This window comes from Cognataquiflexum rubidum (assembly GCF_022538115.1).
GTDB lineage: Bacteria > Bacteroidota > Bacteroidia > Cytophagales > Cyclobacteriaceae > Cognataquiflexum > Cognataquiflexum rubidum.
In genome coordinates this window covers 282807-305583 of the sequence record NZ_JAKZAL010000002.1, presented here as the reverse complement: position 1 = coordinate 305583, position 22777 = coordinate 282807, and the positions used below count along the sequence as shown (strand labels likewise).

Below are 22777 nucleotides of genomic sequence, written 5' to 3'. Positions count from 1 at the left end.
AATAAGAAATAATAACTATCCAATTTTTTGGTCCCAAAAATACCCAGTATTGGTTATTTTTTTAAGGTTTTTAATTCCCTATGTTTGAATATCTATTGGAGGTTCTCTGATAAGTGTTTAAGTTCAAAAAAGGGTTTATCCCAAAACAAAAATCCCCGGCAGTACCGGGGATTTTTTTTCAATAATTTAAAATGAATTAATTTACTGCAGTTGAATCAGCAGCTACAGCTGTAGTATCTACAGGAGCTTCTTCAACAACTTCAGGAGCAACTTCAACCGGAGTTTCAACTACTTCTACTTCTTCAGTTGTTTTGTTGCCGCAAGAAGCCATAAAAGCAGAAGCAGCGATCATCATTGCAAAGATTGTCTTTTTCATAGTGTTTGATTGTTTAATGTCCTTTTGAGACGGTTTGTTTGATTTTTATTTTTGTTATTAAATGGAACTTTAAGCCAACATTCGAGGTACTCCGGATTCAATAAATTTGATGAGCCTAATAAAACCTGAGATGCAAACATGATTTTGCCTCTTCAAGAAGAATACTTCAAATACCTGTATTATTTTGGGGTTAGCGCAATTCAGTTGTTTTATTCGAATTGCTTTAATTGGAGGGTGTAGTCAAGCCCAATCAAGGTGCATTCGTATTCAACGAATGTCTAAATATTGAAGAGATTGGAAAAAATATATGAACTGCCTCGGCAACAGACCTGCTTTCAATTGAAGGTGCTTCAAGAGAAGAATAAACAACACTTTTCAAAGGTTGAATAACTTCAATTTTTTCAATTTTGGAAATTTTATTACCTGATAAATACCGGACAATACTTGGAAGTTCAATGAATTTAAAATCGGCTTCAGAAACAAATTCACCTGCGTAGATTATTTCAGCCTTTTTCTGGAAACTATCAACTATTGCTAAAAAAGAAAAAAATACAGCCATGGTACAGACAAAAAGTCTAATGCCATTAGAAAAGCCATATCTAATTTTCGGTTTCATCCTGCAAAATTAAATAATTTTTTATTATTCCTAGCCTTTTTTTTCAAATTGACCAGTTTTTTGCAATTACATTGACAAATACTAAACAGATTTGACTGATGATTGCGAATAATAAAATAGTAACAATTAGGATAAATTAATGTGTTTAACTTATATAAATGTCTATAAATAAAATATTATACTTATTTTTTATATTTTATCCAAATTAAATTCCTTACTACTTCCCTCCAAATTTTATTTTTAATCTTCAAAATACCTCCGACAAAAAAATAATTCCCGAACTTTAAAAATCGAATAGAAAGAGAAATGGATAAAAAATTAAGGATTATTTTCATGGGCACGCCGGAATTTGCGGTTCCATCCTTGGAAGCTTTGATAAAAAATGGTTGGAACGTGGTGGCTGTAGTGACGGCTCCGGATAGACCGCAGGGACGTGGCCAGAAATTGATTCCTTCACCCGTGAAGGTAACCGCTTTGGGTAGTAACATTCCCGTCCTGCAGCCAACCAATCTTAAATCAGATGATTTTATTGAAGAGCTAAGAAGCTTTGAGGCAGATCTTCAGATAGTAGTTGCATTCAGGATGCTGCCTGAAGTGGTCTGGAATATGCCTCCACGGGGGACTTTCAACCTCCACGCTTCCCTGCTTCCCAACTATAGAGGTGCAGCTCCTATAAACTGGGCCATAATCAATGGGGAAAAAGAAACTGGTTTGACCACTTTTTTCCTCAAACATGAAATTGATACCGGAAGCATTATTTTTCAGGAAAAAGAGTCCATTAATGCAGAGGACAATATTGGGACTTTGTACGAAAGACTTATGAATAAAGGAGCCCTGCTGGTTTTGAAAACAACAGAGGCAATCGAAAATAACCATGTTGTAACCTTGCCCCAAAATGAAGCACTTGCAATCCACCATGCTCCAAAAATCTTTAAGGAAACCTGCGAAATTGACTGGAAAAAACCCGCAACCGAAATACACAACCTCATCAGAGGGCTTTCTCCTTATCCCGGAGCTTGGACAATTTTGGACGGAAAGACCTGTAAAATTTATAAGAGTGAGTTTTCAGATAAAAATTCCGAAGGATTGCTTCCCGGAGAATACAGATCAGATGGCAAAAAAGAACTTCTCTTCCAGACAGGAAATGGAACGTTGAAAATTTTGGAACTTCAGATGGAAGGTAAGAAGAAGCTTGGAATTGAAGAGTTTTTGAGAGGCTATAAGCTTCTTTAGCCATTCCAATAAGTGAAATTCCATAAAAATTTCTGCTTAGCGAATCTACACACAGGAATACGGCTATAACCTTGTCTTTCTGACGCAAAAGAAATAAATTGTATCTCCAAAATCCTTCAAAAAGATGAAAAGAAATATCCTGTTTTTCTCCGCGCTTGCATTCTTATTGACGACTTTTTCGGTCAATGCCCAATTTATAAACCGGATTAAAAATGCCGCTGAAAGAGGCGTCAGCAGAGCCATCGAAAAGAAAGTCGAAAGTGAAATGGAAAAAATCGCCAGAAGAAAGCTGGACAAAATGTTTAAAGACGTCTATGGCACCGATAATCCTGATTCCATTCCCGGGGTGGACATCGAAAAAATGATGTCGTCGATATATAATGACATAGAAGTAGATGAGTCTTATGGTTTTGAGGGATTTGCAATTTTAGAAATCACCGGCGTAGATGCCAAAGGAAAGCAAAATGAACCCATTCAGTTGACCTCTTTTTACTCCAAAGATCCCAAAATCACAGCAATGAAATTTACCGACCCGGAAAAAAAAGAAGACGGTACTTATGTGCTGATTTATGACTTTAACAGAAATGTCGGCATCACTTTGCTTGAAAATGAAGGTGAAAAAATGCGGATGACTTTTGAATACGATTATGCAGCCATTAGTCAAACTGACTCGCCGGTGGGTGCAGAAGGCACAGAGAATGATAAGGTTAGTTTCAAAAAAACAGGGAACTCAAAAATAATATCCGGTCATGAATGTGAAGAATACCTTATCGAAACCCAAGAAAATATCACAAATTATTGGGTTACAAGAACTCCGCTCTCAGGCCAAACACCGTTTTGGAGTCAAAACAATCCCTTTTTGACTGCCCGGATGAAAGACCAAAATCCTGATCTTTTTAGTAATCTTCCAACCGGAAATATGATGGAAGCCCATGTGGTTAGCAAAATTGACAAAAGCACTATGGACATGGTCACTCTTGAACTACAGGAAAACCGCAAACAGGTATTTCACATGACCGATTATCCAAGCATTGCCGATTCAATGAAATAGGTTCGATAGTTCCGACTTTTTTTAGGATTGACTGTAAAAGAGAAAAGAAAAGAAGATCAACTCTATTCATTCTTTCCCACCAAGATTTCTTGATTGGATAAACCTTGGTAACTTAGCCAAAACATTAAAATACATTGAAAATATCCATCATCGTTGCTAAGTCATTGAACAATGTCATAGGCAAAGACAACCAATTGATATGGCGTCTATCAGCTGATTTACAGCTTTTTAAATCCCATACTTCCGGTTACCACATCATCATGGGCCGAAAAACCTTCGAATCCATCGGAAAACCGCTTCCCAACCGTACTTCCATTGTGATCAGCAGAAACCCTGATTATGGTGTTCCTGAGGGCCATTTTGTTGCCCGGTCTTTGGAAGAAGCCGTACAAATCTGCATCGGAAAAAAATTAGATCAGGTGTATATCATCGGTGGGGCAGAAATTTACCACCAAGCTATTGACATAGCTGATGAACTGATGGTAACTGAAGTAAATGCTGTTTTGGAAGGCGACGTTTTTTTCCCTGAAATCGATAAAAATGTATGGACAGTCGTTTCTTCCAATGCATATAAGAAAGACGAAAAAAACCAATTTGATTTTGATTTTGTGGTTTACAAACGGAATTCAAAATGACAAAATACAAAGAAGTCAGGGCCGAAATAATTTCCATTGGTGACGAGCTACTTTATGGTCAGATCACTGACACCAACAGTCAATGGATCAGTCAGGAGTTAGACAAAATCGGGGTGCGCGTCGTCCATAGAAGTACCATTGGAGACAGCCGGGAATCCATTCTGGCAAGCTTTGAGGCCGCCGAAAAAAGAGCAGATATCATTTTGATGACAGGAGGTCTGGGACCTACCAATGATGATCTCACCAAACCTCTTTTGGCAGAATATTTTGGATGTGGGATAGAATTGGTTCCCGAAGCACTGGAAGCTGTAAGAACTTTCTTTGAAAAAAGAGGTAGGGAATTGACCGATCTGAATAGAATGCAGGCACATTTGCCCACCAAATGCCTTTATATTCCCAATGAGTTGGGAACTGCACCGGGAATGTGGTTTGAAGAGAACGGAAAAAAATGGATGTCTATGCCCGGCGTGCCACATGAAATGAAAAATCTCATGTTGCAACATGTCATTCCAAAAATCAAATCCCAGTTTACCCTTCCAAACATTTACCACAAAGTCATAAAAACAGTTGGGATTGGTGAAAGCTGGTTAGCTGACTTGATAAAAGATTGGGAAAAAAATCTTCCCTCCCATATCAAACTCGCTTATCTACCCTCTTTGGGCCAGGTTAAACTCAGACTGACCGCTTTCGGCGAGGATCTTTTCAGCCTCAAAAATGACGTGGAAATTGAAATCGAAAACGTAAAGCCAATAATCGAGAAGTATATCTATGGATACAACAAGGAAACCCTAGAGGAAGCAGTAGGTCGACTCTTGAAACAAAAGGGCCAAAAAGTCGCTTTGGCAGAAAGCTGTACGGGAGGTTACATTTCTCATTTGGTCACCAGTATTGCAGGCAGCAGTGATTATTTTCAGGGAAGTATGATTCCATACCACAACCAGTTCAAAAACAGGTTGCTAGGCGTTGATAATAAAATCTTGGAAAGCCATGGTGCAGTAAGTGAGCAAACTGTCATCCAAATGGCAGAAAATATCCGGAAACAATTCAATTCGGATTTTGGATTGGCAAGCAGCGGCATCGCAGGTCCAGGGGGAGGTTGGGCAGAAAAACCGGTAGGGACAGTTTGGATAGCATGCGCTTTTGAAGGTAAGACGGTAACCAAAAAACTTCAGCTCACCCAAGACAGAATGCTCAACATCCAACTTACTGCAGTGGCAGTTTTGAATTTGTTGAGAATATGCATTTTAGAGAAAACAGAATAAAAATTATATTCACTGATTTTGCATTGGTTAAAATAAAATTTAATTTTAAAACTTGGAAATAAACCCAATTAAATAATAAAGGAATGGCAAATGTAGAAATGCTGATGCCCAAGATGGGTGAAAGTATAATTGAAGGAACTATACTCACTTGGCTGAAAAAAGAAGGGGATTTCATTGAGCAAGATGAATCAGTCTTGGAAGTTGCCACGGATAAAGTCGACACAGAAGTACCTGCAACCCATGCGGGGATATTGAAAAAAATATTGGTCAAAGAAGGTGAAGTCGTCGCTGTGGGTGCGCCAATCGCAATCATTGAATCGGTATCGGAAGCCACAGGAAATTCAAAAATCCCAGAACTTAAACCGGAAATTTCCTCGCCAAAAGAAGAGTTGCTTGGAATCTCACCAGCACAGACGGCTACCGTAATTTCAACCTTTTCTCAGGTGGAAAAACAAGGAGATGATGACAGGTTTTATTCGCCTTTGGTATTGAGCATTGCAAAAGAAGAAAAAATCAGTAAATCAGAATTGTCTTCCATACTTGGCACAGGAAAAGATGCCAGGGTGACCAAGCAGGATATTCTTCAATATTTAAAAAACCGGGCAGAAGGAAAAGTCGGGTCGCCAAGTGGGGAGATAAATTCCGGCACTTTGGCCAATCCAGTCCAAAGGGTAGAAATGAGTATCTCTGCACAAGATGAGATCATGGAAATGGACAGGATGCGCAAGATGATCGCCCAAAGAATGGTGGACTCCAAGCGTATATCTGCACATGTCACCTCATTTGTCGAGGCAGATGTGACCAATATCGTCCTGTGGAGAAATAAGGTAAAAGACAACTATAAGAAAAAAGAGGGGGAGGCATTGACCTTTACCCCATTCTTTATTGAAGCTGTGGCCAAAGCCATCAAGGATTTTCCGATGATCAATATTTCTGTCGATGGGGATAAAATCATCAAAAGAAAAGACATCAACATTGGTGTGGCTGTTGCATTACCTTCGGGTAACCTAATTGTTCCTGTAGTGAGGAATGCGGATCAGCTCAACCTCATGGGTCTTTCCAAAAAAATCAACGATATCGCCAATAGGGCGCGGATCAATAAATTATCTCCTGATGAATTGAGCGGGGGAACTTACACCGTATCTAATGTAGGTTCATTTGGCAATGTGATGGGAACTCCCATCATCATGCAGCCTCAGGTCGCCATCCTTGCAATCGGAGCAATTCAGAAAAAACCCGCAGTGGTAGAAACTCCAACCGGGGATGTAATCGCCATCAGACATAAAATGTTCCTGTCCCATTCTTATGACCACCGCGTGGTAGATGGATCTTTGGGAGGCATGTTTGTCAGAAAAGTGGCGGACTATCTTGAAGCATTTGACTTGGATACTGAACTATAAAAAAAGAGGTCAATTGACCTCTTTTTTTGTGGCTAGTTTTTCGGAACAGGTCCGGATAATATTTGTGATTTCATTTATTTTCAAAGGCTTGGTGATGTACGAATCCATCCCCATCTCCATGGCCAAGTCAACGTCTTCCTGAAAAGCATTTGCAGATAAACCAACAATGGTGATTTTCCTGCCTTTTGATTTTCTTATAATTTTTGTGGCTTCCAGTCCATTCATCACGGGCATCTGGATATCCATCAATACAAGGTCATAATCTGATTCTTTTACTTTTCGCACAGCCTCAGACCCGTTTCTCGCGACATCATATCCATAGCCTAACTGCGCCATCAGCATATCCATAAAAAGCAGATTGGTTGAATTATCCTCTGCTAATAAGATTTTCAAAGGATATTCCTGTGCCATGTTTTTCCAGATGAATCCCTCTTCTTCTTCCTCAGGTATTTTTTCCTCCGCGTTATCCTCTTTGTTCCATATTTTTCCAAATATGCTAAAAGAGAACTCTGAACCTTCACCAAATTCACTTTTGATAGTCAGTTCTCCGCCCATCAATTCTATGATTTTTTGTGAAATCGCAAGTCCCAATCCTGTTCCCTGATGTCTTTTCGTATTGCTGCTATCCAGTTGAAAGAAAGGTTTGGTCAACATATCAATTTTATCAGAAGGGATTCCGACGCCATTATCCTTGACTTCAAAATTCAATATGACATTCTTTTCAAAGAAAGATTCTGCTGAAATATCTAGGGAAATTGTCCCACCGTCAGGGGTGAATTTTATGGCATTGCCGATAATGTTGATCAGAATCTGCCTGAGTTTTTCTTTGTCCAACTCCACATAATCAGGCACCATATCTCCAAAATGGTAAGAAAAATTAAGGTTTTTTTCTTTGATCAGACCCGAGAAAATTTTAATGGTTTTTTCAATTTCATTCTTGAAATTAAATACTGATTTGTACAGTGTCATCTCTCCCGACTCTATTTTTGAATAATCAAGGATGTCTTTGATGATACTGAGAAGAGATTCACCGGAGTCTTTGATAATTTGTAAGTATTCCCTTTGATTTGGGTCCAAAGTCGTTGATTCCATCAGAGGAATGATTCCCAAAAGGCCATTCATCGGCGTCCTAATCTCGTGACTCATGTTTGCAAGAAATTCTGATTTGGCCAAATTAGCCTGCTCGGCAGCTTTCTTTGCCTCCATCAAACCTCTTTCCCAAAGCTTTTGGCCGGTGATGTCACGGGCGATGGACATCACTTTGCTATTGTCAAGTCTAAAAAATCGTGCCTCAAAGAGTCTTTTACCAGAAGGAATATCCACTTCATATTCCGCCGTCTGCATGTTCCCGCTTTTGATGGTATTATTAAAAACCTGTTGGATGGGCTTTGCTAACTTCTCGGGCAATATTTCGGTCATTTTCTTACCGATGGCACCTTCAAGCGGGGCTACAAGAAGGCTTTTGTCTTTGACATGAAAATCAAGGTACCGGCCTTCATTGTCATAAATAAAAATCAGATCAGGCAAACTGTTCAACACCGCCCTCAGCCTGTTTTCACTGTTTACGATTTCCAATTCTCTTTCGTATTTCTCTTGTATATCGGTGCAAATTCCAACATTACCCAAAAAGTTTCCATTAGCATCGAACTCTAGCCTTTCAAAAATCTTCGTCCTCAGCATTTTACCAGACTTGGTTTTGAAGTCGAGTTCAAAGGAAATACCGTCCTGCTTATTTAAGATGGACTCAGCCAAAAGTCTTTCAACCCTTTCTTTGTCATTTTTTGAGATATACTTTTTAAAATTTTCAATAAAATCTTCCTTCTCAAATCCCAAAATTTTCTTGACTTCCTTGCCCACGCTTGTCATTTTTCCATTTTGATCTTGGAAATAAATAAAGCCCTTAGTCTCATGCAACAGCAAAGCCTGCCTTCTAAACAACTCCGAAATCTCATCGGCATTCTTTGACAACACGCTATTGGTAATCTGGGAATTCTTGATTGATTTAAATAAAATCAAAATCACCAAAGCCAATAAAGCCAACAATACCAAAATCAGATAGAAATAGGTGCTGAAAATACCCGTCGTGACCACGTTACGGTCGACAACAAACACGGTGGTAAATTTACTTTCTAATGGATAGAGGGAGAATGGGTAATGTTGGATCAGTGCTTCAAATTCAATCTCTTCATTTTCATTGGTAAATTTCCCGCGGAAGTCTCCTTTCAAACCTTCGTCAGCTTGGACTGCTAATTGACGTAGGGTTTCCTTGTCGATGGAAAACCCATCTTTCAACTTTTGCTCGTGGGTGCCACGGAGTTTTCCGTCACAATAGATCAATTTTTCCCCTGAAATCCCAAGGTAATAATTGGTCATTTCATCAATAAAAAAACGCTCGAGATCGACAACAGCACGTATAGAGACTTGATTCGGTTTATTATTCACAACAATCTCATTCTTGCCCAAAGCAGGGTTTACTTGCTGGATGTCAAGTTTGGTTTTGATAAAATTGTTGCGGTTGTCAAAATGAAAAATTATCGCCTGATTTGGAAACAAGACCTTGATCGTATCCAAAAGATCCCGGTGATTGTTGAATATTCTCCTAGCCCTTTTTTCAAAGGCAAGAATTTCTTGACCATTATTTTGATAAGTCGTCGGTTCTAGATTATTGACAAAAAATGCCATATCGTCGTAGAAAGCCGTAAACCTTTTCTCAATCTGTTTGGATGCAAGTTCAGCCTGTTTATTAAGTGTAGCCCTACTTGAATTTACTTGGTTGTCATTAAGAACTTGAAAGAATGCCATTCCCAAAAAAGTGATTAAAAAAACCACAAAAATTCCCAAAACCACTAAAATGCGGTAAAAGCCTGTTTCGGATTTGGGAAGTGAATAATTTTTAGGGACCATCTAAAATTGGATTTCAAGAACATACCAATCAAGTTTGCTCATCTTTTTTGCTATTATTTTGAGTTTCGTATTATTTTCTGAAAGCCATAATACCTCTTCACCAGAGTTAATGATTTTATCGGCAATAATACGTACATTTTTATCCTTACTTTTGAATAGGTTAAAATCTTCTTTTCGGTAACTGTCTGAGGTGATGGTTTGTGTATAGGTATAATTCTTCAATGAAGGTAATGACAAGGCTTCTATTGCCTTAGCCTTTCCTGCCACTACTGTCCCGGTCCCATCAATGATGAGGAGTTGGTTTGAGGTTTTGTTGATGTAATTTTCTATGATATCATTCAGTGTGATGTCAAATCCCAAAACCATTTTTAAATCTTCTTCTGCATAAACAGGATATGTCAAGGTAATCATCCATCCCCTACCCACAGGATCAATGTAAATCTCATCCACCCAGGCCGGAGCCCTCGAAGGATTGTTTTTCTCATCTCCCTGATAATAAAAATTGAAATTTGTAACATCAATATCCGGCTCCAATAAATTTACATCATAGGGAGGGTAAAGCCTGTTTAGATGGTATTTGGAATTAAAATAAACCTGGGATATAACCGGGATTTCCTTTACAATTCTTTTGAATTCATCATCCAAAGGATTGGTCAATAAAATAAGTTCTTTGACCGCTTCTTTATTAGTTGAAATGGTGGGAATAAAAAGTGAACTCTTTTCAGGATTGGCTCCGGGTTCCGAATTGGCCGAAACGCCTACTATTTTGTATTTATCAGGATCAGCATTTGCCAGTTTGGTTTTCTTGTCCACAAAAAGTTCCTCGGAGAATCTACCGAGCCGCACAATTTCGTCTTCAATAACTCCAAGGTCATATTCGAGTAATGAAATGAAAGAATTGATTTCAAAGAAATCAGTTGTGCTTTCAGATTCTTTAGGCGGGGAACAGGAAAATAGACAGATTGAGACAAAAAAACAGAAATAGAATAAACTCTTCATGTTCAGCAATTAAGTTAATTCTTAAATCTAAAGATTTTCAAGCTGTTTTTGAAAGCTTTCTCCCATTTCTTTAAATCTTGAAACAACCTTATCAAAAAATTCCCCCTGATAAAATGAATCAAGGTCAGATTCCTCCAAGATGTCCGTTTCCGGAATCTTGAAGGTTTGTTCCATCGGACCCAATTCATACTTTAGCAGGTATTTATTGTTCCAGGAAAACACTGAAACTCTGATCCCGTCTTTTGAAAATTCGCTGACTACTCTCATTCCGGTCTCCTGACTTCAGAGATATGTCTGATTTCCGACTTTAAGGACGAGGCTACCGAACAGTATTTATCCACTGCCAAAGTGACGACTTTGGTGAATTCTTCCTCAGTAGCATCAGGGGAAACCAAGATAAATTTCATATCAATCTGGGTATAATATTTTGGAATGCCTTCGTGCCTATTGCCTATTATTTCAATAAAAAAATCAGTAATTGTCCTTCTCTTCTTTTTCATCATCAGGACGGCATCCACAGCGGAGCAACCCCCTAAAGCCGATAAAAGCAATTCCATGGGAGATTGGGCTTTCTTGTGCTCGCTGTCATACATATCGATATCCACTTTGTTGCCAAAGTGATTGGTGGATTCATATTCCATATCCGCCTTCATTCTGACGGTGACGTGTTTTTTGCTCATTGCGGTTGGTTTATTAGGTTAATGGTTATTGGGTTCTAGTTGTTGTAATTGTTATAGTGGTTGTAATTGTTGTCTGCTCTGCGTTGTCAGGTTGTATGTTTTTACTTCTGACTTCCAACTTCCTTACATCCTAACTTCCTACTAAAATATTTCCCGCCTCCCCTACATATTCCTTCTGTACTGACCACCAACCTCGTAAAGTGATCTAGTGATCTGTCCCAAAGAACAGGTTTTGGCAGCTTCCATCAGTCTTTCAAATATATTTTCATTGCGAACAGCGACATATTGAAGTTCGTTCAATTGGCTTGGTGTATGGTCAGCGTTTTTTTCATGAAGTTGGAGAAGTGTCTGAATCTGGGCTTCTTTTTCTTCCTCTGTAGCTCGGATTACCTCCCCTGGAATGACTGTAGGTGATCCTTCAGATGACAGGAATGTATTGACTCCGATAATCGGATATTCTCCGGTATGTTTCAAAGTCTCGTAATAGAGGCTTTCTTCCTGAATTTTACCCCTTTGGTACATCGTCTCCATAGCACCTAGGACTCCTCCCCTTTCGGTAATTCTGTCAAATTCTTTATATACCGCTTCCTCTACCAAATCTGTGAGTTCTTCGATGATAAAAGCCCCCTGAATCGGGTTTTCATTTTTTGCCAATCCCAATTCCTTGTTGATGATCAGTTGGATGGCCATGGCCCTGCGAACTGAAGCTTCTGTCGGAGTAGTGATGGCTTCGTCATATGCATTGGTGTGAAGGGAATTGCAATTGTCATAGATCGCATACAGTGCCTGAAGCGTCGTACGGATATCATTGAAGTCAATCTCCTGCGCATGAAGCGAGCGTCCTGAAGTCTGGATATGGTACTTGAGCATTTGCGAACGCTCATTGGCACCATATTTCAATTTCATGGCCTTTGCCCATATCCTCCTAGCAACCCTGCCGATAACTGCATATTCTGGATCGATTCCATTGGAAAAGAAGAAGGAAAGGTTCGGCGCAAATTGGTTGATGTCCATTCCCCTTGACACATAATATTCCACATAGGTAAAACCATTGGAAAGTGTCAAAGCCAATTGGGTAATCGGATTGGCTCCGGCCTCAGCAATATGGTAACCCGAAATAGAAACAGAATAAAAATTTCTGACATTTTGGTCAATAAAATATTGCTGCATATCCCCCATCAATCTCAGGGAAAATTCAGTGGAGAAAATGCAGGTATTCTGAGCTTGATCTTCTTTGAGGATGTCAGCCTGTACGGTTCCTCTGACATTGGCCAAAGTAAAAGCTTTGATTTTTTCATAGACTTCCTTAGGCAAAACCTGATCGCCTGTCACGCCCAAAAGCATCAAGCCAAGACCGTCATTTCCTTCAGGAATGGGTGCATTGTAAGTAGGCCTTAGAGCACCCTTCTCTTTGTAGATGGCTTCTATTTTGGAATTGACCTCTTCTTCCAATCCATTTTCTTTGATATAAATCTCACATTGCTGGTCAATGGCCGCATTCATAAAAAATACCGTCATGGCTGCAGCAGGACCATTTATCGTCATCGACACTGAGGTCATCGGATTGGCAAGGTTAAACCCTGAATACAGCTTCTTGGCATCATCCAAGCAACAGATGTTGACACCGGAATTTCCGATTTTACCATAGATATCAGGCCTGTAATCCGGATCTTCACCGTACAAAGTCACTGAATCAAATGCTGTAGAAAGTCTTTTGGCAGGCAAACCCTTTGAAACGTAATGGAAGCGCTTATTGGTCCGCTCGGGCCCTCCTTCTCCTGCAAACATTCTCGTGGGATCTTCTCCTTCCCGCTTGAAAGGGAATACTCCTGAGGTATAAGGAAACTCCCCCGGTACATTTTCTGTCAGTCCCCATTTCAACAAATCTCCCCAAGCTTCATATTTTGGAAGGGAAATCTTCGGAATTTTGGATTGGGAAAGGGAAGTGTAATAAGTCTGTATCTTGATTTCCTTGTCCCTGACTTTGAACACATAAAAATCATCTACATACTTTTGCGCTTTTTCAGGCCATTGTTCAAGCCATTTTTTGTTTTTGGGATCAAGCTCCAATTCTACCTGCGCATAGACTTCCTGAAGTTCTTTGACCAACCTGTCCACGTCAGTTACTTTCGTGGATTTGACTGCCTCTATTGATTTTTGGATGCTATAAAGCTTTTGGGCTACTTCCTTTTGGGCAGCCACCCATTTGTCATAACCCCGATTATTTTCGGAGATTTCTGACAGGTATCTGGTTCGGGCAGGTGGTATGATGTAGATCTTTTCAGACATTTCCTTACTGAACTTAAAGGAAGTCTGCAGGTCAACCCCTGTTTTTTCTACCATTTTATGGATGATTCCTTTGTAAAGGTTATTCATCCCCGGATCATTGAATTGCGAAGCAATGGTACCGAAAACGGGAATATCCTCGTCAGCAATATCCCATAGATTATGGTTGCGCTTGTATTGTTTTTTGACGTCTCGGAGTGCATCCTGCGCACCTCTTTTGTCAAATTTGTTCAATGCAATGATATCCGCAAAATCAAGCATATCGATTTTCTCCAATTGGGTGGCAGCACCATATTCTGGCGTCATCACATAAAGGGACATGTCTGAGTGCTCTATGATTTCCGTGTCCGACTGACCAATTCCTGATGTCTCCAAAATAATCAAGTCGAAATTGGCTGCTTTGACAATATCTACCGCATCCTGCACATATTTGGAAAGGGCAAGATTGGATTGCCTTGTGGCCAACGACCGCATGTAGACATGGGAATGATTGATGGCATTCATCCGAATCCTGTCACCCAAAAGTGCTCCTCCTGTCTTTCTTTTGGAAGGATCTACCGAGATAATCGCAATGTTTTTATCAGTAAAATCAATCAAAAACCTCCTGACCAATTCATCCACAAGGGAAGATTTACCCGCCCCTCCCGTACCGGTGATTCCCAAAACTGGAGCTTTGCTGTTGCTTGCCGATTTTCTGATTTCTTCCAAAAGGGATTTACTTTCCTCAGGAAAATTCTCCGCAGCAGAAATAATCCGTGCGATGCTTGATTGATTCGATTTGTCCAATTTGATGTTTTGGAAATCATCCCCAACCGGGAAATCAGAGGTACTGACAAGGTCATTGATCATGCCCTGCAAACCCATCGCCCGTCCGTCATCTGGTGAATAAATCCGGGTGATCCCATATTCATGCAGTTCTTTGATCTCCTCGGGTAAAATCGTGCCTCCACCTCCACCAAAAATTTTGATATGACCTGCGCCTTGCTCCTGAAGCAAATCAAACATGTATTTGAAAAATTCCACATGTCCGCCTTGGTAAGAAGTGATCGCAATCGCCTGCACATCCTCCTGAATGGCGCAATCGACGATTTCCTGAACAGACCTGTTATGTCCGAGGTGGATGACCTCACAGCCTGTCGCCTGGATGATCCGCCTCATGATGTTGATAGCCGCATCATGGCCGTCAAAAAGGGAGGCAGCGGTAACAAGTCTGATGTGGTTTTTGGGTTTATAAATCTCTTGCGTAATTGACATTTTATTTGGGTTAATATATCCTACAAACAGCCGAAGATCATCAGTGTTTTGGATGATAAATGGAATAAATTAATTCATAAATAATCGAATGCGAATATAAGAAAAATAAAAAAGTCGAAAGGTTAAAAAACCAGTCTTTCCCAAACATTATTTGGAATTATATCTCCATATTACTTATCACCAAACAGACTATGGATTTTTCTCCAAAATACAGGGGAATTCACAACTCTTTTAAAAAAATAGAATCATTTTTATTCCTGACGAATATCAGCCTTTTTGAGATTTCTGACTATTTTCTTTGTAGGGTACACCGATAAAATGGCTTAAATTCGGATTCAGCCATACACTTTAACTTGATTCTTATGAAATTATCCTTGTCTTTGGGAAGTTACAAAAATGTAAAGGTTTATATCCATTGGACTTTTTCACTTTTGCTACTTTGGATTATCATCTCTAATTCACGTCAGGGAATGCCAGGAATGGACATTCTGTGGATCATCATCTTTGTTTTGGCTCTTTTTGCCTGTGTTGTTTTTCATGAATTTGGACATGCTTTGGCCGCCCAGAAATATGGAATCCAGACAAAGGACATCGTCTTGTATCCAATAGGTGGTATTGCCAGGCTGGAAAAATTACCCGAAGAACCCAAGCAGGAACTTTGGGTCGCCATAGCAGGTCCTTTGGTGAATATTGGGATATTCTTGATTTTGTCTCTTGTCCTGAATTTTACGGGATTTGACATGACCAATCTCGAGCAGCTCGAAAGCATCAAAATCGGCCCAAGTACCATAGTCCTCTACCTTGCTTCTGCTAATTTGATCTTGGCACTTTTCAATCTCATTCCTGCATTTCCCATGGATGGAGGAAGGATTTTGAGGGCATTTTTGGCGATCCGAATGCCAAGGGCAAGAGCGACCAAAATCGCAGGGAGCATCGGTCAGTTTTTGGCTATTTTCTTCATATTCTTTGGTCTTTTCAATAACCCCATTTTGGTTCTGATCGGGGTTTTTATTTTCCTTGGTGCTGCAGCTGAAGTCAGCCATACTCAACAGGAAAGTTTGCTCAAGGGCTTTAAAGTAAAAGATGCAATAATGATGAAATTCCAGATTCTCGGTTTTGATGCACCGCTTTCTAAGGCAGTTGAAAAGCTACTCAATTCTCAGGCAACACATTTTGTGGTGGTCAAGGACGATGTCGCGGTAGGGACTTTGAGCAGAAATGAAATTATCAAGGGATTGCAGGAGGGGGGAGAAAACCTGTTGATTGAAAAAGTCGCTGATATGAATCCTATGAAAGTGGAAACTGAAGAAGACTTAGATGAGGCTTGGAAAAGGATGCTCACAGAAAGTAGGAAAGTTGCATTTGTGATAGAAAACGGTCATTTTCTCGGGATATTGGACCAGGAAAATATTAGTGAATTTGTCATGGTGAGGACGGCTATCCAAAAATAATGGCAATGCGGAAACTCCCCCTGTGCCATCTTGAAGGATTTTTTTTGAAAGTATGAGAACTTGATTTCATAAAAGTTGATCTAAAAAGAGGAAGCCTGAAAAGTTAAAAAAAGAGTTTTCAGAGCTATCAAGGATTCAAATGATTGTCCATAAATAATTCAACGATGATTGACAAAGCACTTCTTCAGGAAAAGAAATGGCATTCCTTGAAATCAGAGGAGGTGTTGACCATGCTCGAAACCTCCCCGGAAGGACTCAGCAATGCAGAGGTTCAGGAAAGGCAGATTGCATTTGGGCGAAATACGCTTCCCGAAAAACATCGTATCAACCTTTGGAAGATTGTCTTTACCCAATTAGTCAATCCATTGATATTTATTCTAATAGCTGCGGCTATTGCATCAGTACTAATTGGGGAACCAAAGGACGCGATTTTTATTTTCGTAGTTATTTTTATCAATACCCTTATCGGTGCCTTTCAGGAATATAATGCTGAAAAAAGTGCCGCCAACTTACAAAAGCTTCTCAGAATCACTTCCAGAGTTATTAGGGAAGGCTCCGAGCAATATTTAGACTCTGAAGAACTGGTTCCCGGCGACTTTATTTTGCTTGAATCAGGAAGCAAAGTTCCGGCCGATATAAGGTTAATTGAAGCAAATGGTCTGGAGATTGATGAAAGCTTCCTTACCGGGGAATCTCAAGCAGTCCTCAAGAACACGGATGCAATAAAAAAAGAGGTCGTTGTGGCTGATAAAAAAAACATGGCTTTTGCAGGTGCGACAGTCATGTCCGGCAGAGGAAGCGGGATAGTCATCTACACAGGACTTGATACAGAGGTAGGGAAAATTGCCCAGAATGTCTCACAAGGAGAATCAGCCAAACCTCCTTTGATTCTCCGAATGGAAAAATTCACCAAAAACATTGCCTACTTCATTGTTGCCCTTTGTGTGATTCTTGCGGTTTTGCTACGCTTTCAGGGGATGGACATGTCTGCCATATTTTTCTTTGTGGTTGCTTTGTCCGTTTCTGCCATTCCGGAAGGGTTGCCTGTTTCTCTTACAGTAGCCCTGGCAGTTGCTACCAAAAGGATGGCCAAAAGAAATGTCATAGTCAGAAAACTTACTTCTGTTGAAAGTTTGGGTAGCTGTACAGTAATAGCGAGTGATAAAACCGGAACGCTAACAGTTAACCAGCAAACTGTGAAAAAAATCTACCTTCCAAACGGTAAATCATTTGACATTTCAGGGGAAGGATATAATGGAGAAGGTGAAATTTACACCACGGAACCCTATGAAAGAGTGAGGGATCTTTCCGATTTTATTGGATTGAAACAAATCATTGAAATTTCCATTTTGGCAAATGAAGGTGTGCTGGAAAAGAAGAAGGAAGGATGGGATTACCATGGTGATGCCATGGATGTCGCCCTCCTTGGGTTGGGATATAAAGCCGGAATATCCCCCATGGAGATCAGTAAAGTTTTGCCTTGTCTGGGAAAAATACCCTATGAATCGGAGAAAAAATTTTCTGCATCCTTTTATAAAAGAGGATCCAATACTCATTGCGGGATGAAAGGGGCTGTGGAGACTGTATTGGATTTTTGTGTAGTTCCGGAGGAAGGAGGGTTTTCCAAGCAACAAGTCCTTGACCAGGCAGAAGAACTGGCAAAGAATGGCTATAGGTTACTTGCTTTTGCTGAAAATACTGTCGGCTTATTCAAACCAGAAGATCATGCTAGGGAAGAAGATATACCGAAACTTGAATTTGTAGGTCTGATTTGCTTCATAGACCCATTGAGAGCGGAAGCCAAATCATCGATAGACAAATGTAAAAAAGCAGGGATCAAAGTCATCATGATTACAGGAGACCATCCTGCCACCGCTGCAAATATTTCCAGAGAACTTGGAATCCAAAATGATGATCAGCCTGTAATCACCGGGAAAATGCTTCTCCAAGCAGGCAATCCCGACGGAGATAAATTTAAAGAATTGGTCTTGTCGACATCCGTATTTGGAAGAGTTTCTCCCCAACAAAAACTTGAAATCGTCGATGTTTTGATAAAAAGTGGAGAATTTGTCGCAGTAACAGGAGATGGAGTCAACGATGCACCGGCACTGAAGAGGGCAAACATAGGCGTTGCGATGGGTTCGGGCACTGATGTTGCAAAAGATGTTGGGGCAATGATTGTCGTGGACGATAACTTCAGCTCTATCGTTGCCGGCGTAGAAGAGGGAAGATTTGCCTATGATAATGTGAGGAAGGTAATTTATTTATTGGTCTCTACCGGTGCCTCAGAGGTATTTATGGTTCTATTAGCCATTATATTTGGACTTCCGTTGCCGTTGTTAGCTGTCCAACTACTATGGCTTAATTTGGTTACAAATGGTATTCAAGATAAAGCTTTGGCATTTGAAGCAGGTGAACCTGAAACAATGAAAAGGAAACCTAGGAAGCCAAGCGAAGGAATTTTTAATAAAATCATGACCATGCAAATTCTACTGTCCGGTTTAATAATTGGCAGTATCGCCTTTGGATTTTGGTACTACCTGATCAAACAGGTGCAAATGGAGGAAGAATCTGCTAGAAATCTGGTTTTACTCTTTATGGTTTTGGTGCAGAATGTACATGTTTTTAATTGCAGGTCAGAAAGAAAATCAACCTTTAAGATTTCAATACTCAAAAACTATTGGTTGATAATTTTTATTATTGCTGTTCAGGCCCTCCATATCAGCAGTATGTATATCCCATCTATGCAGGAGATGTTAAGAATTTCTCCGATATCCTTAAATGATTGGGTAACTGTACTTATTTTAGCTTTTCCAATTGTCATTGTAATGGAAATTTTTAAATTAATTTACAACAAGATGGCAAGTGATAACAACGAACATTTCCCAAAAAGGAATTCAATTCTTTCTTAAGGTATTAATCTAGACAAAATCAAATAAGCTTCATGAAAAAGCACATTATACTCCTTATCATTTTCTTTCTTTTCCCAATATTAATATGGGCACAGACCCTGCAATCCCCCGATGGTAACCTGATATTAAACTTCGAACTGAAGGAAGGCCAACCGACCTATCAACTTGCATTCAAAGGAAAAGAGGTCATCAAGCCTAGCAAATTGGGCTTGGACCTTAAAAACAAACCTTCGCTTACAGATGGATTCAGCATGAAAGATTCCAAACTTGACTCCAAGAATGAAACCTGGACTCCGGTCTGGGGAGAGGAAAAGGAGATCCGTAACCATTACAATGAGTTGGCTGTCACCCTAACGCAGCCAGAAACAAGCAGGACTTTGATCATCAGATTCCGCTTGTTTGATGACGGTCTGGGATTCCGATATGAATTCCCTTCCCAGCCTAATCTTGCGCATTTCGTGATCAAGGAAGAAAAAACCCAGTTTGCAATGGCAGGTGACCATACTGCTTTTTGGATTGCTGGAGATTATGATACGCAAGAATACGACTACACCGAATCCAAACTATCTGAAATCCGGCCTTTGATGGCATCTGCTGTTACAGCCAATTTAGCGCAAAAGCCTTTTTCCCCAACAGGAATACAGACATCGCTGATGATGAAAACTGATGAAGGTCTCTATATTAATCTTCACGAGGCGGCCTTGATCGATTACTCGACCATGCACCTGAACCTCGATGATAAAAATATGGTTTTCGAATCTTGGCTGACACCCGATGTTTTGGGGGACAAAGGCTATTTGCAGACCCCAAGTCATTCGCCATGGAGAACCATCATCGTAAGCGACGATGCAAGAAAAATCCTCGCATCAAGGATGACCTACAACCTCAATGAACCATCCAAAATCGAAGACACTTCATGGATCAAACCCATGAAATATGTGGGTGTTTGGTGGGAAATGATCACCGGAAAAAGTTCTTGGTCATATACAGACGAGTTTCCTGCAGTGAGAATCGGAGAAACTGATTTCTCCAAAGCGAAACCAAACGGAAAGCATGGTGCGACGACTGCTAATGTCAAAAAATACATCGATTTCGCAGCAAAACACGGTTTTGATGGCGTTTTGGTGGAAGGATGGAATGTGGGATGGGAAGATTGGTTTGGCAATTCCAAAGATTTTGTATTTGATTTCCTGACACCCTATCCTGATTTTGACTTGGTTGGAATCCGCGATTATGCCAAAAGCAAAGGCGTAGAAATGGTCATGCACCACGAAACGTCTTCTTCTGTCAGGAACTACGAAAGGCATATGGATGAAGCCTACAAATTCATGAAGGACAATGGCTACAATTCCGTGAAAAGCGGTTATGTGGGATTTATACTTCCCCGTGGAGAGAATCACTACAGTCAGTGGATTGTCAACCACTACCAATATGCTTTGGAAAAAGCAGCTGACTACAAAATTATGGTCAATGCCCACGAGGCTGTTCGTCCGACGGGAATTGGCCGAACCTACCCCAACCTGATCGGAAATGAATCCGCAAGGGGAACAGAATACCAGGCATTTGGCGGTTCAAAGCCTAACCACGTGACCGTCCTTCCTTTTACCCGATTGATCGGAGGGCCGATGGACTATACTCCGGGGATTTTTGAAATGGATATCAGCAAGATCAATCCACAGAATAACTCTTGGGTCAACAGTACTTTGGCAAACCAACTTGCACTCTATGTGACCATGTACAGCCCGCTTCAGATGGCTGCTGACTTACCGGAAAATTACGACAGGTTTCCCGATGCATTCCAGTTTATCAAAGATGTAGCTTTGGATTGGGATGAAAGCAAGTACTTAGAAGCAGAACCTGGATATTACCTGACCATTGCAAGGAAAGAAAAAGGGGCTTCGAACTGGTTTGTCGGAAACGTGAACGGAACGAGTGAGAGGGTTTCCAATATCAATTTTGATTTCTTGGATGCAGGCAAAACTTACATTGCGACCATTTATTCAGATGCAAAAGATGCTCACTACCGAAATAATCCCCAAGCCTACAACATCAGAAAAGTGGTCGTTACTTCCAAATCCAAATTATCCCAAATGAGCGCTCCCGGCGGTGGCTATGCCATCAGCATCAAGGAAGCAAGTAAAGAGGAAATAAGGGGGCTGAAAAAATTGTAAATCATAGAGTTATTTTGAAAGGAGATATTTCCAAAACCATGAAAAAAATTAATCTTTTACCCTTCTTACTATTTCCAATTTTGACGATTTCGTGTGATCAGCAGGGATCTGTGGCGCAAGAATCAATCATAGAACACAACGAACCTCACCGGCCGCAATACCACTTTACCCCTGCCGCCAATTGGATGAATGATCCAAATGGCATGGTGTATCTCGATGGGGAATATCATTTGTTTTATCAGTATTATCCAGACAGTACCATATGGGGTCCGATGCATTGGGGCCATGCGATTTCCACTGATTTGGTTCATTGGGAGCATCTGCCTGTAGCCATCGAACCCGATTCTTTGGGTTATATCTTCTCTGGTTCGGCAGTGATCGACCATGAGAACACCAGTGGTTTAGGAACCAATGAAAATCCTGCCATGGTAGCCATCTATACCTACCATGATCCTGTGGGAGAAAAAGAAAAAAGAATCGATTTTCAGACTCAAGGAATAGCTTACAGCACGGATAAAGGTAGAACTTGGATAAAATACGCGGGTAATCCTGTGTTGAAAAACCCGGGAATCAAAGATTTCAGAGACCCAAAAGTGGCTTGGTTAAAAGGAGAAGATGGTTCAGGCAAATGGGTTATGTCCTTGGCGGTTTTGGACAGAATCAGTTTTTATTCTTCTCCAAACCTTTTGGACTGGACTTTGGAAAGTTCCTTCAACCCGGATTGGGCGGCATATGGAGGCGTTTGGGAATGTCCAGATTTGTTCCAATTGAAAGCAGCAGACGGAACTGAAAAGTGGGTTCTGTTTGTCAGCATCAATCCCGGTGGTCCAAACGGCGGCTCCGCAACCCAATACTTTATTGGAAACTTTGATGGGAAAAACTTCACAGCAGAACATGACGATATAAAATGGTTGGACTATGGTGCTGACAATTACGCCGGAGTAACATGGTCCAATGTGCCTGAGCAAGACGGTAGAAGGCTTTTTATTGGTTGGATGAGCAATTGGGATTATGCCCAAGTCGTACCAACACACCCTTGGCGCTCAGCGACAACTTTGCCCAGAAGTCTGGAATTGGTTTCATCGAGAGACGGCTATCAAGTAGCTTCAAGACCTGTAGCAGAATTACAAGCCTTACGAAAATCCACGTTGGAGATCTCTGGGGAATCCATTGTTTTGGAAGAGGAATTGGTGGAATTAGAACTTGCACCTTCCGTCGGAATTGATTTTGAGATTGAACTTTCAAACGAAAAAGGAGAAAAAGTCATTTTCAAAAAATCAGAGAATAGTTTGGTTTTTGACAGGACAGCTTCAGGTTTGGTAGACTTCGAAGCAAGATTTGCCAAAGTCCATACCGCCCCGCTTAATGGTTTGGAAGTAAAATCCCTCAAAATATACATCGACCGCTCGTCTGTTGAGATTTTTGCCAACGATGGTGAAATGGTCATGACGGAATTGGTTTTTCCAACTGAAGCCTACAGCAAATTGAAACTTACAGGCTTTGAAAATCCTGGATCCATGCATTACCTCAAGTCAATTTGGTAAGAG

At 40.5% G+C, this 22777-nt stretch carries 16 protein-coding genes; 9 read left to right on the top strand and 7 right to left on the bottom strand.

The window, feature by feature from the left end:
• Positions 1-196: 196 nt before the first annotated feature.
• Together MMU05_RS03535 and MMU05_RS03530 are read right to left on the bottom strand one after the other, a co-directional pair.
• Positions 197-376 carry a hypothetical protein gene (locus MMU05_RS03535; protein ID WP_241140288.1) on the bottom strand — a complete coding sequence of 60 codons (180 nt, stop codon included), beginning with the start codon at positions 374-376 and terminating at the stop codon, positions 197-199.
• A gap of 250 nt (positions 377-626) precedes the next feature.
• On the bottom strand, positions 627-992 hold the full coding sequence (locus MMU05_RS03530) for a hypothetical protein (protein ID WP_241140287.1): 366 nt from the start codon (positions 990-992) through the stop codon (positions 627-629).
• 306 nt (positions 993-1298) lie between these two features.
• Here MMU05_RS03530 and fmt point away from each other — a divergent pair, with 306 nt between their 5' ends.
• From fmt to MMU05_RS03505, 5 genes are all read left to right on the top strand, one after another.
• A complete protein-coding gene (fmt, locus tag MMU05_RS03525; RefSeq protein ID WP_241140286.1) occupies positions 1299-2225 on the top strand; it encodes a methionyl-tRNA formyltransferase in 927 nt (308 codons plus the stop codon).
• 124 nt (positions 2226-2349) lie between these two features.
• Positions 2350-3276, top strand: coding sequence for a DUF4412 domain-containing protein (locus MMU05_RS03520; protein ID WP_241140285.1), 927 nt, complete (start codon positions 2350-2352; stop codon positions 3274-3276).
• Positions 3277-3410: 134 nt separating this feature from the next.
• Positions 3411-3911, top strand: a complete 501-nt coding sequence (locus MMU05_RS03515; protein ID WP_241140284.1) for a dihydrofolate reductase — start codon at positions 3411-3413, stop codon at positions 3909-3911.
• Positions 3908-5173, top strand: coding sequence for a competence/damage-inducible protein A (locus MMU05_RS03510; RefSeq protein WP_241140283.1), 1266 nt, complete (start codon positions 3908-3910; stop codon positions 5171-5173). Before MMU05_RS03515 ends, MMU05_RS03510 begins: the two co-directional genes overlap by 4 nt.
• An 83-nt stretch (positions 5174-5256) precedes the next feature.
• On the top strand, positions 5257-6573 hold the full coding sequence (locus tag MMU05_RS03505; protein ID WP_241140282.1) for a dihydrolipoamide acetyltransferase family protein: 1317 nt from the start codon (positions 5257-5259) through the stop codon (positions 6571-6573).
• A 9-nt stretch (positions 6574-6582) separates the two neighbouring features.
• Here MMU05_RS03505 and MMU05_RS03500 read toward each other — a convergent pair whose 3' ends face one another.
• The 5 genes from MMU05_RS03500 to MMU05_RS03480 form a co-directional block, all read right to left on the bottom strand.
• On the bottom strand, positions 6583-9477 hold the full coding sequence (locus MMU05_RS03500) for a PAS domain-containing hybrid sensor histidine kinase/response regulator (RefSeq protein ID WP_241140281.1): 2895 nt from the start codon (positions 9475-9477) through the stop codon (positions 6583-6585).
• Entirely contained in the window at positions 9478-10476 is a 999-nt protein-coding gene (locus MMU05_RS03495) for a PDC sensor domain-containing protein (protein ID WP_241140280.1), read from the bottom strand.
• Between the two features lie 27 nt (positions 10477-10503).
• Positions 10504-10743, bottom strand: coding sequence for a hypothetical protein (locus MMU05_RS03490; RefSeq protein ID WP_113922945.1), 240 nt, complete (start codon positions 10741-10743; stop codon positions 10504-10506).
• Positions 10740-11156: an OsmC family protein gene (locus MMU05_RS03485; RefSeq protein ID WP_241140279.1), complete on the bottom strand. Its 417-nt coding sequence runs from the start codon at positions 11154-11156 to the stop codon at positions 10740-10742. Before MMU05_RS03485 ends, MMU05_RS03490 begins: the two co-directional genes overlap by 4 nt.
• A gap of 162 nt (positions 11157-11318) precedes the next feature.
• Positions 11319-14696 (bottom strand): methylmalonyl-CoA mutase family protein, encoded by a 3378-nt coding sequence (locus MMU05_RS03480; RefSeq protein ID WP_241140278.1) that lies wholly within the window; start codon positions 14694-14696, stop codon positions 11319-11321.
• A 362-nt stretch (positions 14697-15058) separates the two neighbouring features.
• Between MMU05_RS03480 and MMU05_RS03475 the strand changes: the two genes are divergently transcribed.
• The 4 genes from MMU05_RS03475 (at position 15059) to MMU05_RS03460 (ending at position 22774) form a co-directional block, all read left to right on the top strand.
• Entirely contained in the window at positions 15059-16147 is a 1089-nt protein-coding gene (locus tag MMU05_RS03475; RefSeq protein WP_241140277.1) for a site-2 protease family protein, read from the top strand.
• Between the two features lie 164 nt (positions 16148-16311).
• Positions 16312-19059 (top strand): cation-translocating P-type ATPase, encoded by a 2748-nt coding sequence (locus tag MMU05_RS03470; RefSeq protein WP_241140276.1) that lies wholly within the window; start codon positions 16312-16314, stop codon positions 19057-19059.
• 32 nt (positions 19060-19091) lie between these two features.
• Positions 19092-21230 (top strand): glycoside hydrolase family 97 protein, encoded by a 2139-nt coding sequence (locus MMU05_RS03465; protein ID WP_241140275.1) that lies wholly within the window; start codon positions 19092-19094, stop codon positions 21228-21230.
• Positions 21231-21268: 38 nt separating this feature from the next.
• Positions 21269-22774, top strand: a complete 1506-nt coding sequence (locus MMU05_RS03460) for a glycoside hydrolase family 32 protein (RefSeq protein WP_241140274.1) — start codon at positions 21269-21271, stop codon at positions 22772-22774.
• Positions 22775-22777 lie beyond the last annotated feature (3 nt).

Excerpts from the sequence above, each read along its gene's own strand:
- MMU05_RS03535 (WP_241140288.1), bottom strand. The coding sequence starts at position 376 with ATGAAAAAGACAATCTTTGCAATGATGATCGCTGCTTCTGCTTTTATG.
- MMU05_RS03530 (WP_241140287.1), bottom strand. The coding sequence starts at position 992 with ATGAAACCGAAAATTAGATATGGCTTTTCTAATGGCATTAGACTTTTT.
- fmt (WP_241140286.1), top strand. The coding sequence starts at position 1,299 with ATGGATAAAAAATTAAGGATTATTTTCATGGGCACGCCGGAATTTGCG.
- MMU05_RS03520 (WP_241140285.1), top strand. The coding sequence starts at position 2,350 with ATGAAAAGAAATATCCTGTTTTTCTCCGCGCTTGCATTCTTATTGACG.
- MMU05_RS03510 (WP_241140283.1), top strand. The coding sequence starts at position 3,908 with ATGACAAAATACAAAGAAGTCAGGGCCGAAATAATTTCCATTGGTGAC.
- MMU05_RS03505 (WP_241140282.1), top strand. The coding sequence starts at position 5,257 with ATGGCAAATGTAGAAATGCTGATGCCCAAGATGGGTGAAAGTATAATT.
- MMU05_RS03500 (WP_241140281.1), bottom strand. The coding sequence starts at position 9,477 with ATGGTCCCTAAAAATTATTCACTTCCCAAATCCGAAACAGGCTTTTAC.
- MMU05_RS03495 (WP_241140280.1), bottom strand. The coding sequence starts at position 10,476 with ATGAAGAGTTTATTCTATTTCTGTTTTTTTGTCTCAATCTGTCTATTT.
- MMU05_RS03490 (WP_113922945.1), bottom strand. The coding sequence starts at position 10,743 with ATGAGAGTAGTCAGCGAATTTTCAAAAGACGGGATCAGAGTTTCAGTG.
- MMU05_RS03485 (WP_241140279.1), bottom strand. The coding sequence starts at position 11,156 with ATGAGCAAAAAACACGTCACCGTCAGAATGAAGGCGGATATGGAATAT.
- MMU05_RS03480 (WP_241140278.1), bottom strand. The coding sequence starts at position 14,696 with ATGTCAATTACGCAAGAGATTTATAAACCCAAAAACCACATCAGACTT.
- MMU05_RS03475 (WP_241140277.1), top strand. The coding sequence starts at position 15,059 with ATGAAATTATCCTTGTCTTTGGGAAGTTACAAAAATGTAAAGGTTTAT.
- MMU05_RS03470 (WP_241140276.1), top strand. The coding sequence starts at position 16,312 with ATGATTGACAAAGCACTTCTTCAGGAAAAGAAATGGCATTCCTTGAAA.
- MMU05_RS03465 (WP_241140275.1), top strand. The coding sequence starts at position 19,092 with ATGAAAAAGCACATTATACTCCTTATCATTTTCTTTCTTTTCCCAATA.
- MMU05_RS03460 (WP_241140274.1), top strand. The coding sequence starts at position 21,269 with ATGAAAAAAATTAATCTTTTACCCTTCTTACTATTTCCAATTTTGACG.